This is a genomic window from Kitasatospora sp. NPDC093806 (assembly GCF_040683335.1).
GTDB lineage: Bacteria > Actinomycetota > Actinomycetes > Streptomycetales > Streptomycetaceae > Kitasatospora.
Genome location: NZ_JBFBDO010000105.1, coordinates 12125 through 27970, shown reverse-complemented (window position 1 = coordinate 27970; position 15846 = coordinate 12125). Strand labels below are relative to the sequence as shown.

Here is a 15846-nt window from a genome sequence, read left to right as displayed (position 1 = left end):
GCCGCCACCGAACAGCCGCAGCAGCGCGTCCAGCACCGCGCGGTCCAACCGGTCCAGACCACGGGCGTCCACCTCGTAGACGTCCAGCGCCTGGCCGGCGATCTCCGGGGTGACCACGCCGTCGTGCCGCACCTGGGCGTAGTCGCGGACCCGGCGCAGCAGCCGGTTGGCGATCCGCGGCGTCCCCCGGGAGCGGCCGGCGATCTCGGCGGCGCCGGCCGGGTCGATCTCGACGTCCAGCAGCGCGGCCGAGCGGTGCACCACCCGCTGGAGCTCGGCCGGGGCGTAGAACTCCATGTGCCCGGTGAAGCCGAACCGGTCGCGCAGCGGCGGCGGCAGCAGGCCGGCCCGGGTGGTGGCGCCGACCAGGGTGAACGGCGGCAGCTCCAGCGGGATGGCGGTCGCGCCCGGCCCCTTGCCGACGATCACGTCGACCCGGAAGTCCTCCATCGCCATGTAGAGCATCTCCTCGGCGGGCCGCGACATCCGGTGGATCTCGTCAAGGAAGAGCACCTCGCCCTCGCTGAGCGAGGAGAGGATCGCGGCGAGGTCGCCGGCGTGCTGGATGGCCGGGCCGGAGGTGATCCGGATCGGGGCGCCCAGCTCCGCCGCGATGATCATCGACAGGGTGGTCTTGCCGAGCCCGGGCGGGCCGCTGAGCAGCACGTGGTCGGGGGCGGTCCCGCGCTGGCGGGCCGCCTGGAGCACCAGCGACAACTGCTCGCGGACCCGCTCCTGGCCGATGAACTCGTCCAGCTGCCGGGGACGCAGCGCCGCCTCGACGGCCTGGTCCTCCCCGTCGGCGGCGGCGGTGACCAGCCGGTCCGCCGGGTCGGAGTCGTACGGACTCATCAGCTCGGGCTCCAAAATCGACAAACGGACAGATCGTCAGATGGCTTCGGCGGTAAGGGTGTCGGCGGGACGGCCTTCGGCCCGGAACGGCGTCAGCGGGAACGGTTGAGGCCGCGCAGCGCGAGCCTGAGCAGCGCGCCGACGTCCGGCACCGGCTGCGCCTCGGCCTCCGGGGTGACGGCGCTGACCGCGTCGTCCGCCTCGCGCGGCGCGTAGCCGAGGCCGACCAGCGCGGCGTGCAGCTGCTCGCTCCACGGCGCCGGGCCGCTCGCCACCGGCTTCTGCGCCGGGACGGCCCCGTGCGGGGCGCCCAGCTTGTCCTTGTACTCCAGCAGCAGCTTGGCCGCCTTGGCCTTGCCGATGCCGGGCACGGCCACCAGCGCCTTCTCGTCCCCGCTCGCCACCGCGGCCCGCAGCGCGTCGGGGCTGTGCACGCCGAGGATCGCCTGCGCCAGCTTGGGGCCGACGCCCGGCGCCGCCTGGAGGATCTCGAAGATCGCGCGCTCGTCGTCGTCCGCGAAGCCGAACAGGGTCAGCGAGTCCTCCCGGACCACCAGCGAGGTCGCCAGCCGGGCCGGCTCCCCCAGCCGCAGCCCGGCCAGCGTGGCCGGGGTGCACTGCACGGCCATGCCGACCCCGCCGACCTCGACGACCGCGACCCCGGTGGCGATGGCCGCCACCGGTCCTTGCACGAAGGCGATCACCGGCTGATTCCTCTCGGGGGTGTGGAGCGGGGGGTGGAGCGCGGGGTGGTGCCGGCGGCCGGACGGGCGGTGGCGCGGGCCGCCGCGACCGCGGCCTCCAGCCGGTTGGCGGCGCCGCCGCGCCAGATGTGGCAGATGGCCAGCGCCAGCGCGTCCGCGGCGTCGGCCGGCTTCGGCGGGGCGTCCAGCCGCAGCAGCCGCTGCACCATGGCCGTGACCTGGGCCTTGTCGGCCCGGCCGGAGCCGGTGACGGCGGCCTTGACCTCGCTGGGGGTGTGCAGGGTGACCGGTATCCCGCGCCGGGTGGCGCAGAGCATCGCGACCGCGCTGGCCTGGGCCGTCCCCATCACCGTCCGGACGTTGTGCTGCGCGAAGACCCGCTCGACGGCGACCAGGTCGGGCCGGTGCTCGTCCAGCCAGGCCTCGATGCCCTGCTCGACCAGCAGCAGCCGCTGCCCGATCTCCGCCTCCGCGGGCGTGCGCACCACGCCGACCCCGGCCATCCGCAGCGGCCGGCCCGGCGCGCCGTCGACCACGCCGACCCCGCACCTGGTCAGCCCCGGGTCCACGCCCAGCACCCGCACCACCCTGCATCCCGCCCTTCGTCCGCCGTGTCCGACCCGCCGAAGGCTACCGCCCGGGTCGGACAGTGCCTCGAACGACACCGGCCCGGCGGTCCAGGGGACCACCGGGCCGGGAGGTGGGAACGGTCACTCGGCGTCGAGCTGCGCACCGACCTCGTCGCTGATGTCGAAGTTGGCGAAGACGTTCTGCACGTCGTCGCTGTCCTCCAGGGCGTCGATCAGCTTCAGGATCTTGCGGGCGCCGTCGACGTCCAGCTCGACCTGCATGCTCGGCAGGAAGTTGGCCTCGGCCGAGTCGTAGTCGATGCCCGCGTCCACCAGGGCGGTGCGGACGGCGACCATCTTGGACGCCTCGGAGACGATCTCGATGGACTCGCCGAGGTCGTTGATCTCCTCGGGCTCCTGGTCGAGGACGACCTCCATGACCGCGTCCTCGTCCACGCCGTCCGCCTTGGGGACGATCACGACGCCCTTGCGGGTGAACAGGTAGGAGACCGAGCCCGGGTCGGCCATCGAACCGCCGTTGCGGGTCATGGCCACGCGCACGTCGGAGGCGGCGCGGTTGCGGTTGTCGGTGAGGCACTCGATGAGCACCGCGACACCGTTCGGGCCGTAGCCCTCGTACATGATGGTCTGGTAGTCGGCGCCGCCGGCCTCCAGACCGCCACCGCGCTTGACGGCGCGGTTGATGTTGTCGATCGGGACCGAACTCTTCTTCGCCTTCTGGATGGCGTCGTAGAGGGTCGGGTTGCCGGCCGGGTCGGGACCGCCGGTGCGCGCCGCCACCTCGATGTTCTTGATCATCTTGGCGAAGAGCTTGCCGCGCTTGGCGTCGATCACGGCCTTCTTGTGCTTGGTGGTAGCCCACTTAGAGTGGCCGGACATCGCCAGCTCCTTTACGTCGCCAAAGGGAAATGAACAGAAGGGATCTTACCGGTGCCGCCACCGGTGGCCCGCACACGGTCGCCTGCGGACGGTCACGCGGCGGCGAGGTGCTCCTCGACCATGCGCACGAAGTAGGCGTGCACCCGGTGGTCGCCGGTGAGCTCCGGGTGGAACGAGGTGGCCAGCAGGTTGCCCTGGCGGACCGCGACGATCCGGCTGTCCGGGCCGTCGGCGGCCGGCAGCTCGGCCAGCACCTCGACGCCCGCGCCGACCGCCTCCACCCAGGGGGCGCGGATGAAGACGCCGTGCACCGGCTCCTCGCCCAGACCCTTGAAGGCGACGCCGGACTCGAAGGACTCGTTCTGCCGGCCGAAGGCGTTGCGGCGCACGGTCATGTCGATGCCGCCCACCGTCTCCTGGTCCTCGCGCCCGTCCAGGATCTTGTCGGCCAGCATGATCATGCCCGCGCAGGTGCCGTACACCGGCATGCCGGCGGCGACCCGCTCGCGCAGCGGGTCCATCACGCCGAACAGCAGCGCCAGCTTGGACATGGTGGTGGACTCCCCGCCGGGGATCACCAGCGCGTCGACCTCGGCCAGCTCCTCCACCCGGCGGACCGGCCGGGCCAGCGCGTCGGCCTCGGCCAGCGCGACCAGGTGCTCGCGGACGTCGCCCTGCAGGGCGAGGACGCCGATGACTGGAGTGGACACTCTAAGTACCTCTTGACTCTCGTACGGACGACGCGCAGCGGCCCGCCGCGTCGATGATCACACCGTGCGGCGGGCCGTCAGGCGGGACTACCAGCCGCGGTTCGCGTAGCGCTCGCTCTCCGGCAGGGTGTCGCAGTTGATGCCGACCATGGCCTCGCCCAGGTTGCGGGAGGCGTCGGCGATGATCTTCGGGTCGTCGAAGAAGGTGGTGGCCTTGACGATCGCGGCGGCACGCTTGGCCGGGTCGCCCGACTTGAAGATGCCCGAGCCGACGAAGACGCCCTCGGCACCCAGCTGGCGCATCAGCGCGGCGTCGGCCGGGGTGGCCACGCCACCGGCGGAGAACAGCACGACCGGCAGCTTGCCGAGCTCGGCGACCTCCTTGACGAGCTCGTACGGGGCGCGCAGCTCCTTGGCGGCGGCGTACAGCTCGTTGTTGTCGAAGCCGCGCAGCTTGGCGATCTCGTTCTTGATCTGGCGCAGGTGGCGGACCGCCTCGACGACGTTGCCGGTGCCGGCCTCGCCCTTCGAGCGGATCATGGCCGCACCCTCGGCGATCCGGCGCAGGGCCTCGCCCAGGTTGGTGGCACCACACACGAACGGGGTGGTGAAGGCGAACTTGTCGGAGTGGTTGACCTCGTCGGCCGGGGTCAGCACCTCGGACTCGTCGATGTAGTCGACACCCAGCGACTGCAGGACCTGGGCCTCGACGAAGTGGCCGATCCGGGACTTCGCCATGACCGGGATCGAGACCGCGCCGATGATCTCCTCGATCATGTTCGGGTCCGACATCCGGGCCACGCCGCCGTCCTTGCGGATGTCGGCCGGCACGCGCTCCAGGGCCATGACGGCCACAGCGCCGGCGTCCTCGGCGATCTTGGCCTGCTCGGCGTTGACCACGTCCATGATCACACCGCCCTTGAGCTGCTCGGCCATGCCGCGCTTGACCCGGGCGGTACCGATCTGCGGCTGGTCTGCGGTGGTGGGGGTGGTGGACACGTGAGACCTCACTCGAAGATGAACCAGTGCTATCGCCCTATGGTAGGCGGAAGAAACCGCCTCTCCATGCGCCATCAAGTCCAGGCCGCGTCACGGGTTACGACAAACAGGCCGGATCCGGACGCGGCGATCCCGTGCGTGAGACGAGTGCCACGTGGGGCCCCGTCCCAGGCCTCCCTAGGACGGCGCGCCCTCCGGAGTGAGCGCCGCCGGCGGCGTGTCGTCCATCTCGAACGCCATCGGGAACGGCGCCTTCCCCGCCAGTCGGAAGTACCGCACCAAGCGGTGCTCGCGCACCGCCCGGGCCGCCCGCACCGCGTCGTTGTGGAACCGCCGCGCCATCGGCACCCGCCGCACCGCCGCCGTCAGGTCCCGCACCGCCTCCTCGCCGCCCGGCGCCGCCACCAGCGCCGCCACCTGCGCCGACTCCGCGAACACCGCCCGCAGCGCCAGACTCAGCTGGCTCTCCGCCACCTCGCGCTGCTCGTCCTCCGCCTGCCGCGCCGCGTGCGCCGCGTCCAGCAGCAGCAGCGACGCCGCCGGATCCAGCAGCGAGGACGTAGCCAGCTCGATCGCCACCGACGCCCGGCGCACCAGCTGCGCGTCCAGCGCCGCCCGGGCCGCGTCGATCCGGGCGTGCAGCCGGTCCAACCGCCCGGCCGTCCAACTCAGGTACATGCCGAACAGCACCACGGCCACGCCGGCCCAGATCCAGGTAGTCACGGGGCGCTACGCTACCCGGTGCCCCCGGCCCGCCCGCCGACCGCCGTGCCACGGCGGCCCGGGGCTCAGTCCCGGGCCAGCCCGAACCGGCCGCGCCACCCGTTGCGCTCGTCCTCCTCGACCATCGCGGTCGCCCCCGCCGTCACCGTCTCGTACACGGCCAGGATGTCCGCGGCCACCACCGACCAGTCGAACCGCCGCACGTGCCGCGAGGCCGCCTTCCCCAGTTCCTCCAGCCGCCCCGGATCCCCCAGCAGCCGCACCGCCGCCCGGGCCAGCGCGTCCGCGTCCTCCACCGGGAACAGCTCGCCCGCGTCCCCGCCGTCCAGCACCTGCTTGAACGCGTCCAGATCGCTCGCCAGCACCGGCGCGCCCGCCGACATCGCCTCCACCAGGATGATCCCGAAGCTCTCGCCCCCGGTGTTCGGCGCCACGTACAGGTCCACGCTGCTCAGCAGCCGGGCCTTGTCCCGGTCGCTCACCATGCCGAGGAACTCCACCTGGGCCCGCACCTCCGGCGCCAGCCCGGCGACCGCCTCCTCCTCGTCGCCCTTGCCCGCCACCAGCAGCCGCACCCCCGGCCGCTCCGCCAGGATCTTCGGCAGCGCCGCCAGCAGCGTCGGCAGGCCCTTGCGCGGCTCGTTGATCCGCCCGACGAAGCCGATCGTGCCCGGCCGACCCTCGGCCGCGCCCCCGGTCCACCGCTCGTCCGGCTCCGCCTCCGCGAAGAACCCGACGTCCACGCCGTTCGGGATCACCACCGCGTCGCCGCCCAGGTGCTCCACCAGGGTCCGCCGCGCGTACTCGCTCACCGCGATCCGCGCCCGCATCTTCTCCAGCCCCGGCTGGAGGATCGAATAGGCGGCGATCATCGCCCGCGAGCGCGGGTTCGAGGTGTGGAACGTCCCCACCATCGGCCCCGACGCCGACCAGGCGGCCAGCATCGACAGGCTCGGCGCGGCCGGCTCGTGGACGTGCAGGATGTCGAACCGGCCCTCGTGCAGCCACCGCCGCACCCGCGCCGCCGACAGGATCCCGAAGCTCAGCCGGGCCACCGAACCGTTGTACGGCACCGCGATCGCCCGGCCGGCCGAGACCACGTACGGCGGCAGCGCCTCCTCGTCCTCGGCGGGCGCCAGCACCGACACCGTGTGCCCCAGACCGATCAGGTGCTCGGCCAGGTCCCGGATGTGGAACTGCACCCCGCCGGGGACGTCCCAGTCGTACGGGCAGACGATGCCGATCTTCACGGGTCTCCTCAGACTCCTGCGGGCGGTGCCGCGCGCTCTCTACGGGCTCTTCGGGGGCGGCCCCGGAACGTTCCCCGGGAGGCGGTCAGGCCCCGGAGGCCTCCGCCGCCGGCTCGGGCTCCGCCGCCGGCCGCGCGCCCGGCTCCCGCCCGGCGGCCGCGCCGGGCCCCTCCTCCACCGTCTCACGGACCGGGAGGTCGGCCAGCCAGAACCGCTGCAGCATGTGCCAGTCCTGCGGGTGCTCCCGGATCCCCGCCTCCCACACCGCCGCCATCGCCTGCGTCATCGCCCGGGTCTTCTCCGTGCGGTCACCCTCGGCCGGCACCGGCACCTCCGGGTGGATCCGCGCCCGCAGCAGCGGCCCGTCGTACCACATCGTCACCGGCATCAGCGCCGCCCCGGTCCGCTGGCACAGCGCCGCCGGACCGGCCGGCATCCGGGTCTCCTCCCCGAAGAAGGTCACCCCGATCCCCGCCTCCGAGAGGTCCCGGTCCCCCACCAGGCAGACCATCCGCCCGGCCCGCAACCGCCGCGCCAGCGTGCCGACCACGTTCACCGAGCCGCCGGTCAGCGCCAGCACCTCCATGCCCAGGCCCTCACGGAACGCCACGAAGCGGTCGAACAGCCGCTCCGGCTTCAACCGCTCCGCCACCGTGGTGAACGGGTACCCCTCCAGCGCCACCCAGGCGCCCGCCAGGTCCCAGTTCGCCGAGTGCGGCAGGGCGATCACCGCGCCGCGCCCCGAGTCCAGGGCCTCCTTCAGCGCCTCGAAGCCCTCCACCCGGACGTCCCGGGCGATCCGCTCCCGGCCCCACACCGGCAGCCGGAACGACTCCTGCCAGTACCGCAGGTACGAACGCATCCCGGCCCGCGACAGCTCCCGCAGCCGGACCTCGTCCGCCTCCGGGCACACCCGCCGCAGATTCGCCTCCAGCTGCCGCACCCGCGGGCCGCGCCTGCGCCACGCGTAGTCCGCCAGCCCGTCGAACAAGGCCCGCGCCGCCGGCTCGGGCAGGTGCTTGAGCGCCCCCCACCCCGCCGCGTACGCCGCGTAGACCAGTCGGTCCTTCACCGAAAAACCCGCCCCTCAGCCGCCGGCCGCCACGCGGTCCGCCTCGAACGCCTCACGGCGCACCGTCAGCATCCGCTGGAACACCGTCACCAGGCTCCCGACCGCCACCAGCCACAACGCCACCGGCAGCAGCCACTCCACGTACTCCACCCCGAAGGTGTGCAGACCCGCCACACCGGCCGCCACCAGGCTGATCACCAGCCGCTCGGCCCGCTCCACCAGCCCCGACACGTCGCACGGCAGGCCCTGGCTCTCCGCCCGCGCCTTGGTGTACGACACCACCAGCCCGCTCGCCAGGCAGAAGATCGCCACCGCGCACAGCAGGTTGTTGTCGCCCTTGCCCGCGTACCACATCGCCAGGCCGCCGAAGATCGCCGCGTCCGCCACCCGGTCCAGCGTCGAGTCCAGGAACGCCCCCCACTTGGTGGACTTCCCCAACTGCCGGGCCATGTTCCCGTCCACCAGGTCCGAGAAGATGAACAGCGTGATCGTGATGGTGCCCCAGAAGAACTCCCCACGCGGGAAGAACACCAGCGCACCCGCCACCGAACCGGCCGTACCGACCAGCGTCACGGTGTCCGGACTCACACCCAGACGGATCAGGAACGCGGCGAACGGGGTCAGAACACGTGTGAAGAAGGCACGCGCGTATTTGTTGAGCATGGCCTTCCCGACCGCTCCGATCTTCCTGGTACCCGCCTGCGGCCGGGGTGCGCGGCAGACGGCCGAATGGATCAGCCCACCCGGCGCACCCATCGTAGCCACGCCGACCGACCGACCCCGCGCACGCACCACCCACCCGCCGCTCGCGCGCCCCCCGGACCACCCGCACCTAGACTTTCCCTGACAGCCTCGGCGCCACGGGAGGAGACCCCGATGCCCGACCGCAGCACCGTCCGAGCCGGCCAGGCCCCCACCGTGACCGGACCCGGCGACCTGCGAAACGTCGTCCTCATCGGCTGCGCCGGCGTGGGCAAGACCACCCTCGCCGAATCCCTCGCCCTCGCCGCCGGCGCCGTCGGACGCCCCGGCCGGGTGACCGACGGCACCACCGTCTCCGACCACGAACCCATCGAGCACCAGCAGCAGCGCTCCGTCCAGCTCTCCGTGCTCCCGCTCGAATGGCACGGCGTCAAGATCAACCTGATCGACCCGCCCGGCCATCCCGACTTCGCCGCCGACCTGCGCGCCGCCCTGCACGCCGCCGACGCCGCCGTCTTCGTCGTCTCCGCCACCGACCCGGTCACCGCCCCCACCCGCGCCCTCTGGCGCGAATGCGCCGCCGAGTCCGTCCCCCGCGCCATCGCCGTCGCCAAGCTCGACCTCGCCCACGGCAGCTTCGAGGACATCCTCACCGCCTGCCACGACGCCTTCGACCTCGGCCCCGACACCCTCCGGCCGCTCTTCCTCCCCGTCCACCACGACGGCCGCCCCGACGGCAGCGTCGACCTCCTCACCGGCCACACCTACGGACAGGCCGACCCGCTCCCCGACACCGCGCCCGCCCGGGAAAGCCTCGTCGAGGCCATCTCCGGCCAGGACGACACCCTCATGGAGCAGTACCTCGCCGGCGAAACCCTCGACACCGACTCCCTCGAAGCCGGCATGCGCCGCGAAGTCCTCGCCTGCGCCCTCCACCCCGCCGTCCCCACCAGCGACAACGGCCTCGGCGCCACCGAACTCCTCGACCTCATCACCGCCACCTTCCCCGACCCCACCGAACGCACCCGCCCCGCCCCCGCCTGCGACCCCGACGCCCCCCTCGCCGCCCAGGTCGTCCGCGTCACCGGCGACGCCTACGTCGGCCGGATCAGCCTGCTCCGCCTCTACGCCGGCACCCTGCGCCCCGACACCCGCATCCACCTCACCGGCCCCGACCACCCCGCCGACCAGGACGGCGACGAACGCGTCACCGGCCTCACCAGCCCCTTCGGCAAACTCCAGCGACCCGTCCCGCACGCCGTCGCCGGCGACCTCGTCTGCGCCGCCAAACTCACCACCGCCCGCGCCGGCGACACCGTCCACGAACCCGGCCACCCCGTCGAACTCGACGCCTGGACCCTCCCCGAACCCCTGCTCCCGATCGCCGTCGAAGCCCACAGCAAGGCCGACGACGACAAGCTCTCCCAGGCCCTCGCCCGACTCGCCGCCGAAGACCAGGCCCTACGCCTCGAACAGAACGCCGACACCTACCAGCTCGTCCTCTGGTGCACCGGCGAAGCCCACGCCGAAGCCGTCCTCGACCGCCTCCGCAACCGCCACGGCGTCCACGTCGACACCGTCGAACACAAGGTCGCCCTCCGCGAGACCTTCGGCACCGCCGCCGCCGGCCACGGCCGCCTGGTCAAACAGTCCGGCGGCCACGGCCAGTACGCCATCTGCGACCTGGAGGTCGAACCCCTCCCGGCCGGCTCCGGCTTCGAATTCCAGGAACACGTCGTCGGCGGCGCCGTCCCCAAACACTTCATCCCCTCCGTCGAGAAGGGCGTCCGCGCCCAACTCGCCAAGGGCGTCGCCACCGGCCACCCGCTCGTCGACATCCGGGTCACCCTCACCGACGGCAAGGCGCACTCCGTCGACTCCTCCGACTCCGCCTTCCAGAACGCCGCCGCCCTCGCCCTGCGCGACGCCGCCGAACACGCCGTCATCCGGCTCCTCGAACCCGTCGCCGCCGTCAGCGTGCTGCTCCCCGACGACTACCTCGGCGCCGTCCTCGGCGACCTCTCCGCCCGCCGCGGCCGCGTCCTCGGCACCGAGACCGCCGGCCCCGGCCTCACCCTGCTGCGCGCCGAGGTCCCCGAACTCGAACTCGCCCGCTACCCCGTCGACCTGCGCTCACTCACCCACGGCACCGCCGAGTTCAGCCGCGCCCACCTGCGCCACGAACCGATGCCCCCCGCCCTCGCTGCCCGCTTCACCGACAAGGACGGCTGACGCACCGCTGACCGCCGGCCGCTCCTACCGCTGCGGCAGGGCGCACGCCGCCGTGCCGCCCGGCAGCCGGTGCCGGTTGCGCGCCACCCACCGGTACACCAGCGCCGCCACCGGCCGCACCGGCGCCAGCGCCAGCACCCCGCCCAGGTACGCCCACACCCCGCCCGAACGCATCAGCAGCCGCGCCACCGCCTGCGCCCCGCCGTACACCCGGCCCGTCGGCGTCACCCAGAGCACCTCGCGCTCCGCGCGCTCCCAGGACACCTCCCCGCGCCCCCCGGCCAAGGCGTCCAACCCGGCCAGATCCGCGAACTGGAACGGCACCGCCTCCCAGCCCCCCGACGCCAGCGTCTGCCGCAGGTAGCGCTCCGCCCAGGTCGCGCACGTCGTGCAGAACGCGCAGTCCCCGTCGAAGACCAGCACCGGATCCGTCAGTTCAGCCTGCTCAGCGATCGCCATACCGCCATCGTGCACCACCCGACACCTTCGCCCGCGCTCAGGGGCGTCGAGCAGGCGAAACGTGGGCATCATGCTGCACAGGCCCACCGTGGCCCGTTCGTGACGGCACTTCAGACGATCATCCACACGCCGGCACCACGGCACGGTAACCTGCCGCAGGACACAAGGGGAGGAGGGGACGCCACCGTGACCACACTCGACATGACCCCGGGTGCGCAGATACCCCGGACCGACGCCGGCCCGCAGACCGCCGTCACCCAGGCGCTCTCCTCGGCCGCGTACCGCGACAGCGAGGTCCACACGTTCGCCGAGAAACCCGGCGCCACCGCGAAGAAGGGCCGCTTCGCCCTCTTCCGGCCCAACCTGGGCGAGGCCTTCAGCAAGGCCCTCATCTCCCGCACCCTCGGCGGCGACCGCAAACCCCTGGTGCCCTCCTTCGGCATCGACAGCCGCCAGGTCGTCGAACACGCCCTCGCCGCCGAGGAGATCCGCCGCAACCGCGACCGGCAGCTGACCGGCATCACCGTCGTCACCGGCGTGCTCTGCCTGCCCGGCACCGCGCTCTGGCTCGGCGCCTTCCAGCTCCGCGCCTGGCTCAAGCGCGACAACCCCAAGAACGCCGGTGCCTACGGCGCCCTGGTCCTCACGCTCGCCGTCGCCCTCGCCGTCCTGCTCGCGATCAAGCCACCCGCCGGCGGCATCCTCGGCCTCTACCTGCGCGTCGTGATGCTCGCCCCGGTCATCGGCTGGTACCTGGCCAAGCGCATCGTCGAACGCACCGCCGTCGACCTGCGCTCCCGCTGGCTCGCCCTGGTCGAGGGCAACGCCGTCGCCGCCACCGTCCCGATGGCCGTCCCCCGCGACGACCTCGACAAGAAGGCCGCCGACCTGCGCGCCAAACTCGGCCGGCTCGAATCCGAGCAGGACACCAACATCCAGCACTACGCCGGACCCAAGGGCATCCTCGGCGCCGGCCGCCGCTGGGGCGAGTGGAAGGTCATCGACACCCTGCGCCCCGCCGAGGGCCAGCTCGACTTCCGCCAGTTCCACCCCTGGGACCTCGTCCGCAAGATCTCCGGCCACCTCAAGGCCCTCGGCATCAGCGAGGTCGCCAACAGCGGCATCCCCGACGTCCAGATCAAGCAGTGGGTGGTCTACGAGGTCGGCGAGAGCGCCGACGAGATCAGCCGCCCCGCCAACGCCGACATGGACGGCGACCACATGCGCGACTTCGCCGTCCAGGCCGTCGCCAACAAGCAGACCTTCCCCGGCGGCCCCCGGCACTACCTCGCCACCCAGTTCATCACCCACGACGGCAAGCTGGTGCTGACTTTCACCGTCACCGTCGCCCTGCTCGCCAACACCCTCAACGTCACCGTCGCGGCCTTCGCGCTCGGCCCGCTCGACGGCTTCTTCTTCGACAAGCCCAAGGACAAGGAGAAGTCGGTCGCCAAGACCGTCAAGTTCTGGGAGGACCGGACGGTCAAGCTCCCCCTGATCGACAACGACGAGGTCGTCCGGCAGGCCGTCCGCGCCCCCTTCTACCGGATGCCCGGCCTGCTCGGCTGGCTCGGCGGCGGCCTCGGCCTGCCCGAGCCCTTCGGCCTCCGGCACGTCTGGGCCGGCCTGCCCTGGGGCACCCGCAGCATGGCCGACAACGCGCTCAACGTCTCGCACCCGGTGATCACCGCCGTCCACACCGCGACGACGGAGTTCCTCGCCGAGCACGACCTCGACACCGAACGCGCCTTCAAGGGCCGGATGGCCGGCCTCAAGGCCGAGGCCCAGGGCAGCCGCCCGTTCAAGGTCGACCAGTACGACGCCTGAACGCCCGTACGCCGCAACGGAGAGGGCCCCGCCGACCTTCACGGTCGGCGGGGCCCTCTCCGTACTCCTCAGTCCTGCGGCCAGGCCTCGGCCAGCATCTTCCGGGTGTCCGCCAGCAGCTGCGGCAGCACCTTGGTGTGGCCGACCACCGGCATGAAGTTGGTGTCCCCGCCCCAGCGCGGCACCACGTGCTGGTGCAGGTGCGCCGCGATCCCGGCACCGGCCGCCGCGCCCTGGTTCATCCCGATGTTGAAGCCGTGCGCACCGGAGGCCGCGCGCAGCGCCGTCATCGCCTTCTTGGTGAACACCGCCAGCTCGGCCGTCTCCGCCTCGTCCAGCTCGGTGTAGTCCGCCGCGTGCCGGTACGGGACCACCATGAGGTGCCCCCCGTTGTACGGGTACAGGTTGAGGACCGCGAACACGGCGCTCCCGCGCGCGACGACCAGCCCGTCCTCGTCGCTCAGCGACGGGATCGTGCAGAACGGGCAACCGTCGTCCGGAGCCGGGCCGGTGGGCTTGTTCTCGCCCTGGATGTAGGCCATCCGATGGGGGGTCCACAGGCGGCGGAAGCCGTCCGGCTCCCCGACGCCCCGCTGCAGTTCCGGCTCAGTCGTCATGCTGATCAGCATATTCGCCCAGCCGTGCTTGCAAAGCCGCGCGGGGCAGACTCCGAAGAGCCTGCCCCGCGATCCCCGCTTGGGCGGGGCCTACGGTGTCGTCCTCGCCCACGTACTTCTCGGGGTCCGGATCACCCCCGCTCATGCGGGGCCCACGTCACACCTGGATGCGACGCTCCACCGCGTCCACGATCTCGGCGATCGCGTCGGCCAGCGGCACACCGTTCTTCTGCTCGCCGTTGCGGTAGCGGAAGGAGACCGCGCCCGCCTCGACGTCGTCGTTGCCGGCGATCAGCATGAACGGGACCTTGGTCTTCTGGGCGTTCCTGATCTTCTTCTGCATCCGGTCGTCCGAGGTGTCCACCTCGACCCGGATCCCGCGCTTCTTCAGCTCGGCCGCGACCTCCAGCAGGTACGGCACGTGCTCGTCGGTGATCGGGATGCCGGTCACGGTGACCGGGGCCAGCCACGGCGGCATGGCGCCGGCGTAGTGCTCCAGCAGCACCGCGAAGAAGCGCTCGATCGAGCCGAACAGCGCCCGGTGGATCATGACCGGCCGCTGACGCGAGCCGTCCGCCGCCGTGTACTCCAGGTCGAAACGGACCGGCAGGTTGAAGTCCAACTGAATCGTGCTCATCTGCCAGGTACGACCGATAGCGTCCCGCGCCTGCACCGAGATCTTCGGGCCGTAGAAGGCCGCGCCGCCCGGGTCCGGGACCAGCGGCAGGCCCTGCTTCTCGGCCACGGCCGCCAGGACGGCAGTGGCCTCCTCCCAGGTCTCGTCGTCGCCGACGAACTTTTCCTCGTCCTTGGTGGACAGCTCCAGGTAGAAGTCAGTCAGACCGTAGTCGCGCAGCAGGTTGAGCACGAAGGTCAGCGTCGAGTCGAGCTCGTCCGCCATCTGCTCACGGGTGCAGTAGATGTGCGCGTCGTCCTGGGTGAAGCCGCGGGCGCGGGTCAGGCCGTGCACCACGCCGGACTTCTCGTACCGGTACACGGTCCCGAACTCGAAGAGGCGCAGCGGCAGTTCACGGTACGAGCGGCCGCGCGCGTCGAAGATCAGGTTGTGCATCGGGCAGTTCATCGGCTTGAGGTAGTAGTCCACGCCCTCGTCGAGCTGCATGGGCGGGTACATACCGTCCGCGTACCAGTCGAGGTGGCCGCTCTTCTCGAAGAGCTTCCCCTTGGTGGCGTGCGGGGTGTAGACGAACTCGTAGCCCTCCTCCTCATGCCGGCGGCGCGAGTAGTCCTCCATGGCGCGGCGGATGATGCCGCCCTTGGGGTGGAAGACGGCGAGGCCGGAGCCGATCTCCTCGGGGATGGAGAAGAGGTCGAGCTCGTTGCCGAGCTTGCGGTGGTCGCGCTTGGCAGCCTCCTCCAGGAACTCCAGGTGTGCCTTGAGCTCGTCCTTGCTCGGCCAGGCGGTGCCGTACAACCTCTGGAGCATCGGATTCTTCTCGCTGCCGCGCCAGTAGGCGGCGGCCGAGCGCATGATCTTGAACGCCGGGATCATCCGGGTCGACGGCAGGTGCGGGCCGCGGCAGAGGTCGCCCCAGCACAGGTCGCCGCTCTTGGCGTCCAGGTTGTCGTAGATGGTGAGCTCGCCGGCGCCGACCTCGACGTCGGCGCCCTCGCCGGCGGTGGCGGCGGAGCCCTTGAGGCCGATCAGCTCCAGCTTGTACGGCTCGCCGGCCAGCTCCTCGCGGGCGGCCTCGTCGGTGACCACGCGGCGGGAGAACTTCTGCCCGCGCTTGATGATCTCCTGCATGCGCTTCTCGATGGCCTTGAGGTCATCGGGGTGGAAGGGCTTCTCGACGTCGAAGTCGTAGTAGAAGCCGTCCTTGACCGGCGGGCCGATGCCGAGCTTGGCCTCCGGGAAGAGCTGCTGCACGGCCTGGGCCATGACGTGCGCGGTGGAGTGGCGCAGGATGTCGAGGCCGTCCTGGCTGCCGATCGCGACCGGCTCGACCTCGTCGCCGTCCTGGACGGCGTAGGCGAGGTCCTTGAGCTGGCCGCCGACGCGGGCGGCGATGATCGAGCGGTCGTCGGCGAAGAGCTCGGCGGCCGTAGTGCCCGTGGTCACCACGCGCTCTTCCCGATCGGGTTCGCGGTTGATGATTACCCGGACGTCCGTCACCGGTCTCTCCTGACGTGCTGGATTCATAGGACGCAACACTTCGCTGCGCGTCACGATGGTACCGAGACCGGTGGCCCCACCGTCACCTCCGTA

15 protein-coding genes are annotated in these 15846 nt (G+C 72.1%); 2 read left to right on the top strand and 13 right to left on the bottom strand.

All coding sequences use genetic code 11. The annotated features are described in order from the left end of the window. From ruvB to pgsA, 10 genes are all read right to left on the bottom strand, one after another. Positions 1-852, bottom strand: an 852-nt coding sequence (gene ruvB, locus AB0N76_RS32480) for a Holliday junction branch migration DNA helicase RuvB (RefSeq protein ID WP_363563324.1), incomplete at its 3' end; no start/stop codon positions are given. A 92-nt stretch (positions 853-944) separates the two neighbouring features. Then, positions 945-1556, bottom strand: coding sequence for a Holliday junction branch migration protein RuvA (gene ruvA, locus AB0N76_RS32475; protein WP_363563322.1), 612 nt, complete (start codon positions 1554-1556; stop codon positions 945-947). Further along, a complete protein-coding gene (gene ruvC, locus AB0N76_RS32470; RefSeq protein WP_363563326.1) occupies positions 1553-2140 on the bottom strand; it encodes a crossover junction endodeoxyribonuclease RuvC in 588 nt (195 codons plus the stop codon). Before ruvC ends, ruvA begins: the two co-directional genes overlap by 4 nt. A gap of 126 nt (positions 2141-2266) precedes the next feature. Further along, entirely contained in the window at positions 2267-3025 is a 759-nt protein-coding gene (locus AB0N76_RS32465) for a YebC/PmpR family DNA-binding transcriptional regulator (RefSeq protein ID WP_363563320.1), read from the bottom strand. A gap of 92 nt (positions 3026-3117) precedes the next feature. Then, positions 3118-3735, bottom strand: coding sequence for a pyridoxal 5'-phosphate synthase glutaminase subunit PdxT (pdxT, locus tag AB0N76_RS32460; RefSeq protein WP_363563318.1), 618 nt, complete (start codon positions 3733-3735; stop codon positions 3118-3120). 87 nt (positions 3736-3822) lie between these two features. Next, positions 3823-4734: a pyridoxal 5'-phosphate synthase lyase subunit PdxS gene (gene pdxS, locus AB0N76_RS32455; RefSeq protein ID WP_363563316.1), complete on the bottom strand. Its 912-nt coding sequence runs from the start codon at positions 4732-4734 to the stop codon at positions 3823-3825. Between the two features lie 177 nt (positions 4735-4911). Continuing rightward, positions 4912-5457, bottom strand: a complete 546-nt coding sequence (locus AB0N76_RS32450) for a hypothetical protein (RefSeq protein WP_363563314.1) — start codon at positions 5455-5457, stop codon at positions 4912-4914. Positions 5458-5522: 65 nt separating this feature from the next. Then, entirely contained in the window at positions 5523-6707 is a 1185-nt protein-coding gene (locus AB0N76_RS32445; RefSeq protein WP_363563312.1) for a glycosyltransferase family 4 protein, read from the bottom strand. Between the two features lie 85 nt (positions 6708-6792). Beyond that, positions 6793-7779 (bottom strand): phosphatidylinositol mannoside acyltransferase, encoded by a 987-nt coding sequence (locus AB0N76_RS32440; RefSeq protein ID WP_363563310.1) that lies wholly within the window; start codon positions 7777-7779, stop codon positions 6793-6795. 15 nt (positions 7780-7794) lie between these two features. After that, a complete protein-coding gene (pgsA, locus tag AB0N76_RS32435) occupies positions 7795-8442 on the bottom strand; it encodes a phosphatidylinositol phosphate synthase (protein ID WP_363563308.1) in 648 nt (215 codons plus the stop codon). Positions 8443-8655: 213 nt separating this feature from the next. Between pgsA and AB0N76_RS32430 the strand changes: the two genes are divergently transcribed. Further along, positions 8656-10713, top strand: coding sequence for an elongation factor G-like protein EF-G2 (locus AB0N76_RS32430; protein WP_363563306.1), 2058 nt, complete (start codon positions 8656-8658; stop codon positions 10711-10713). Between the two features lie 24 nt (positions 10714-10737). On the opposite strand, the gene AB0N76_RS32425 is transcribed toward AB0N76_RS32430, so the two are convergent. Then, a complete protein-coding gene (locus tag AB0N76_RS32425) occupies positions 10738-11172 on the bottom strand; it encodes a DUF393 domain-containing protein (RefSeq protein ID WP_363563304.1) in 435 nt (144 codons plus the stop codon). Positions 11173-11358: 186 nt separating this feature from the next. Between AB0N76_RS32425 and AB0N76_RS32420 the strand changes: the two genes are divergently transcribed. Further along, on the top strand, positions 11359-12999 hold the full coding sequence (locus AB0N76_RS32420; protein ID WP_363563302.1) for a hypothetical protein: 1641 nt from the start codon (positions 11359-11361) through the stop codon (positions 12997-12999). Between the two features lie 68 nt (positions 13000-13067). Here the strand turns inward: AB0N76_RS32420 and AB0N76_RS32415 are convergent, their stop codons facing one another. Beyond that, positions 13068-13628: an HIT domain-containing protein gene (locus AB0N76_RS32415; RefSeq protein WP_363563300.1), complete on the bottom strand. Its 561-nt coding sequence runs from the start codon at positions 13626-13628 to the stop codon at positions 13068-13070. Positions 13629-13773: 145 nt separating this feature from the next. Continuing rightward, positions 13774-15753, bottom strand: a complete 1980-nt coding sequence (gene thrS, locus AB0N76_RS32410) for a threonine--tRNA ligase (RefSeq protein WP_363563298.1) — start codon at positions 15751-15753, stop codon at positions 13774-13776. Between the last annotated feature and the right edge of the window lie 93 nt (positions 15754-15846).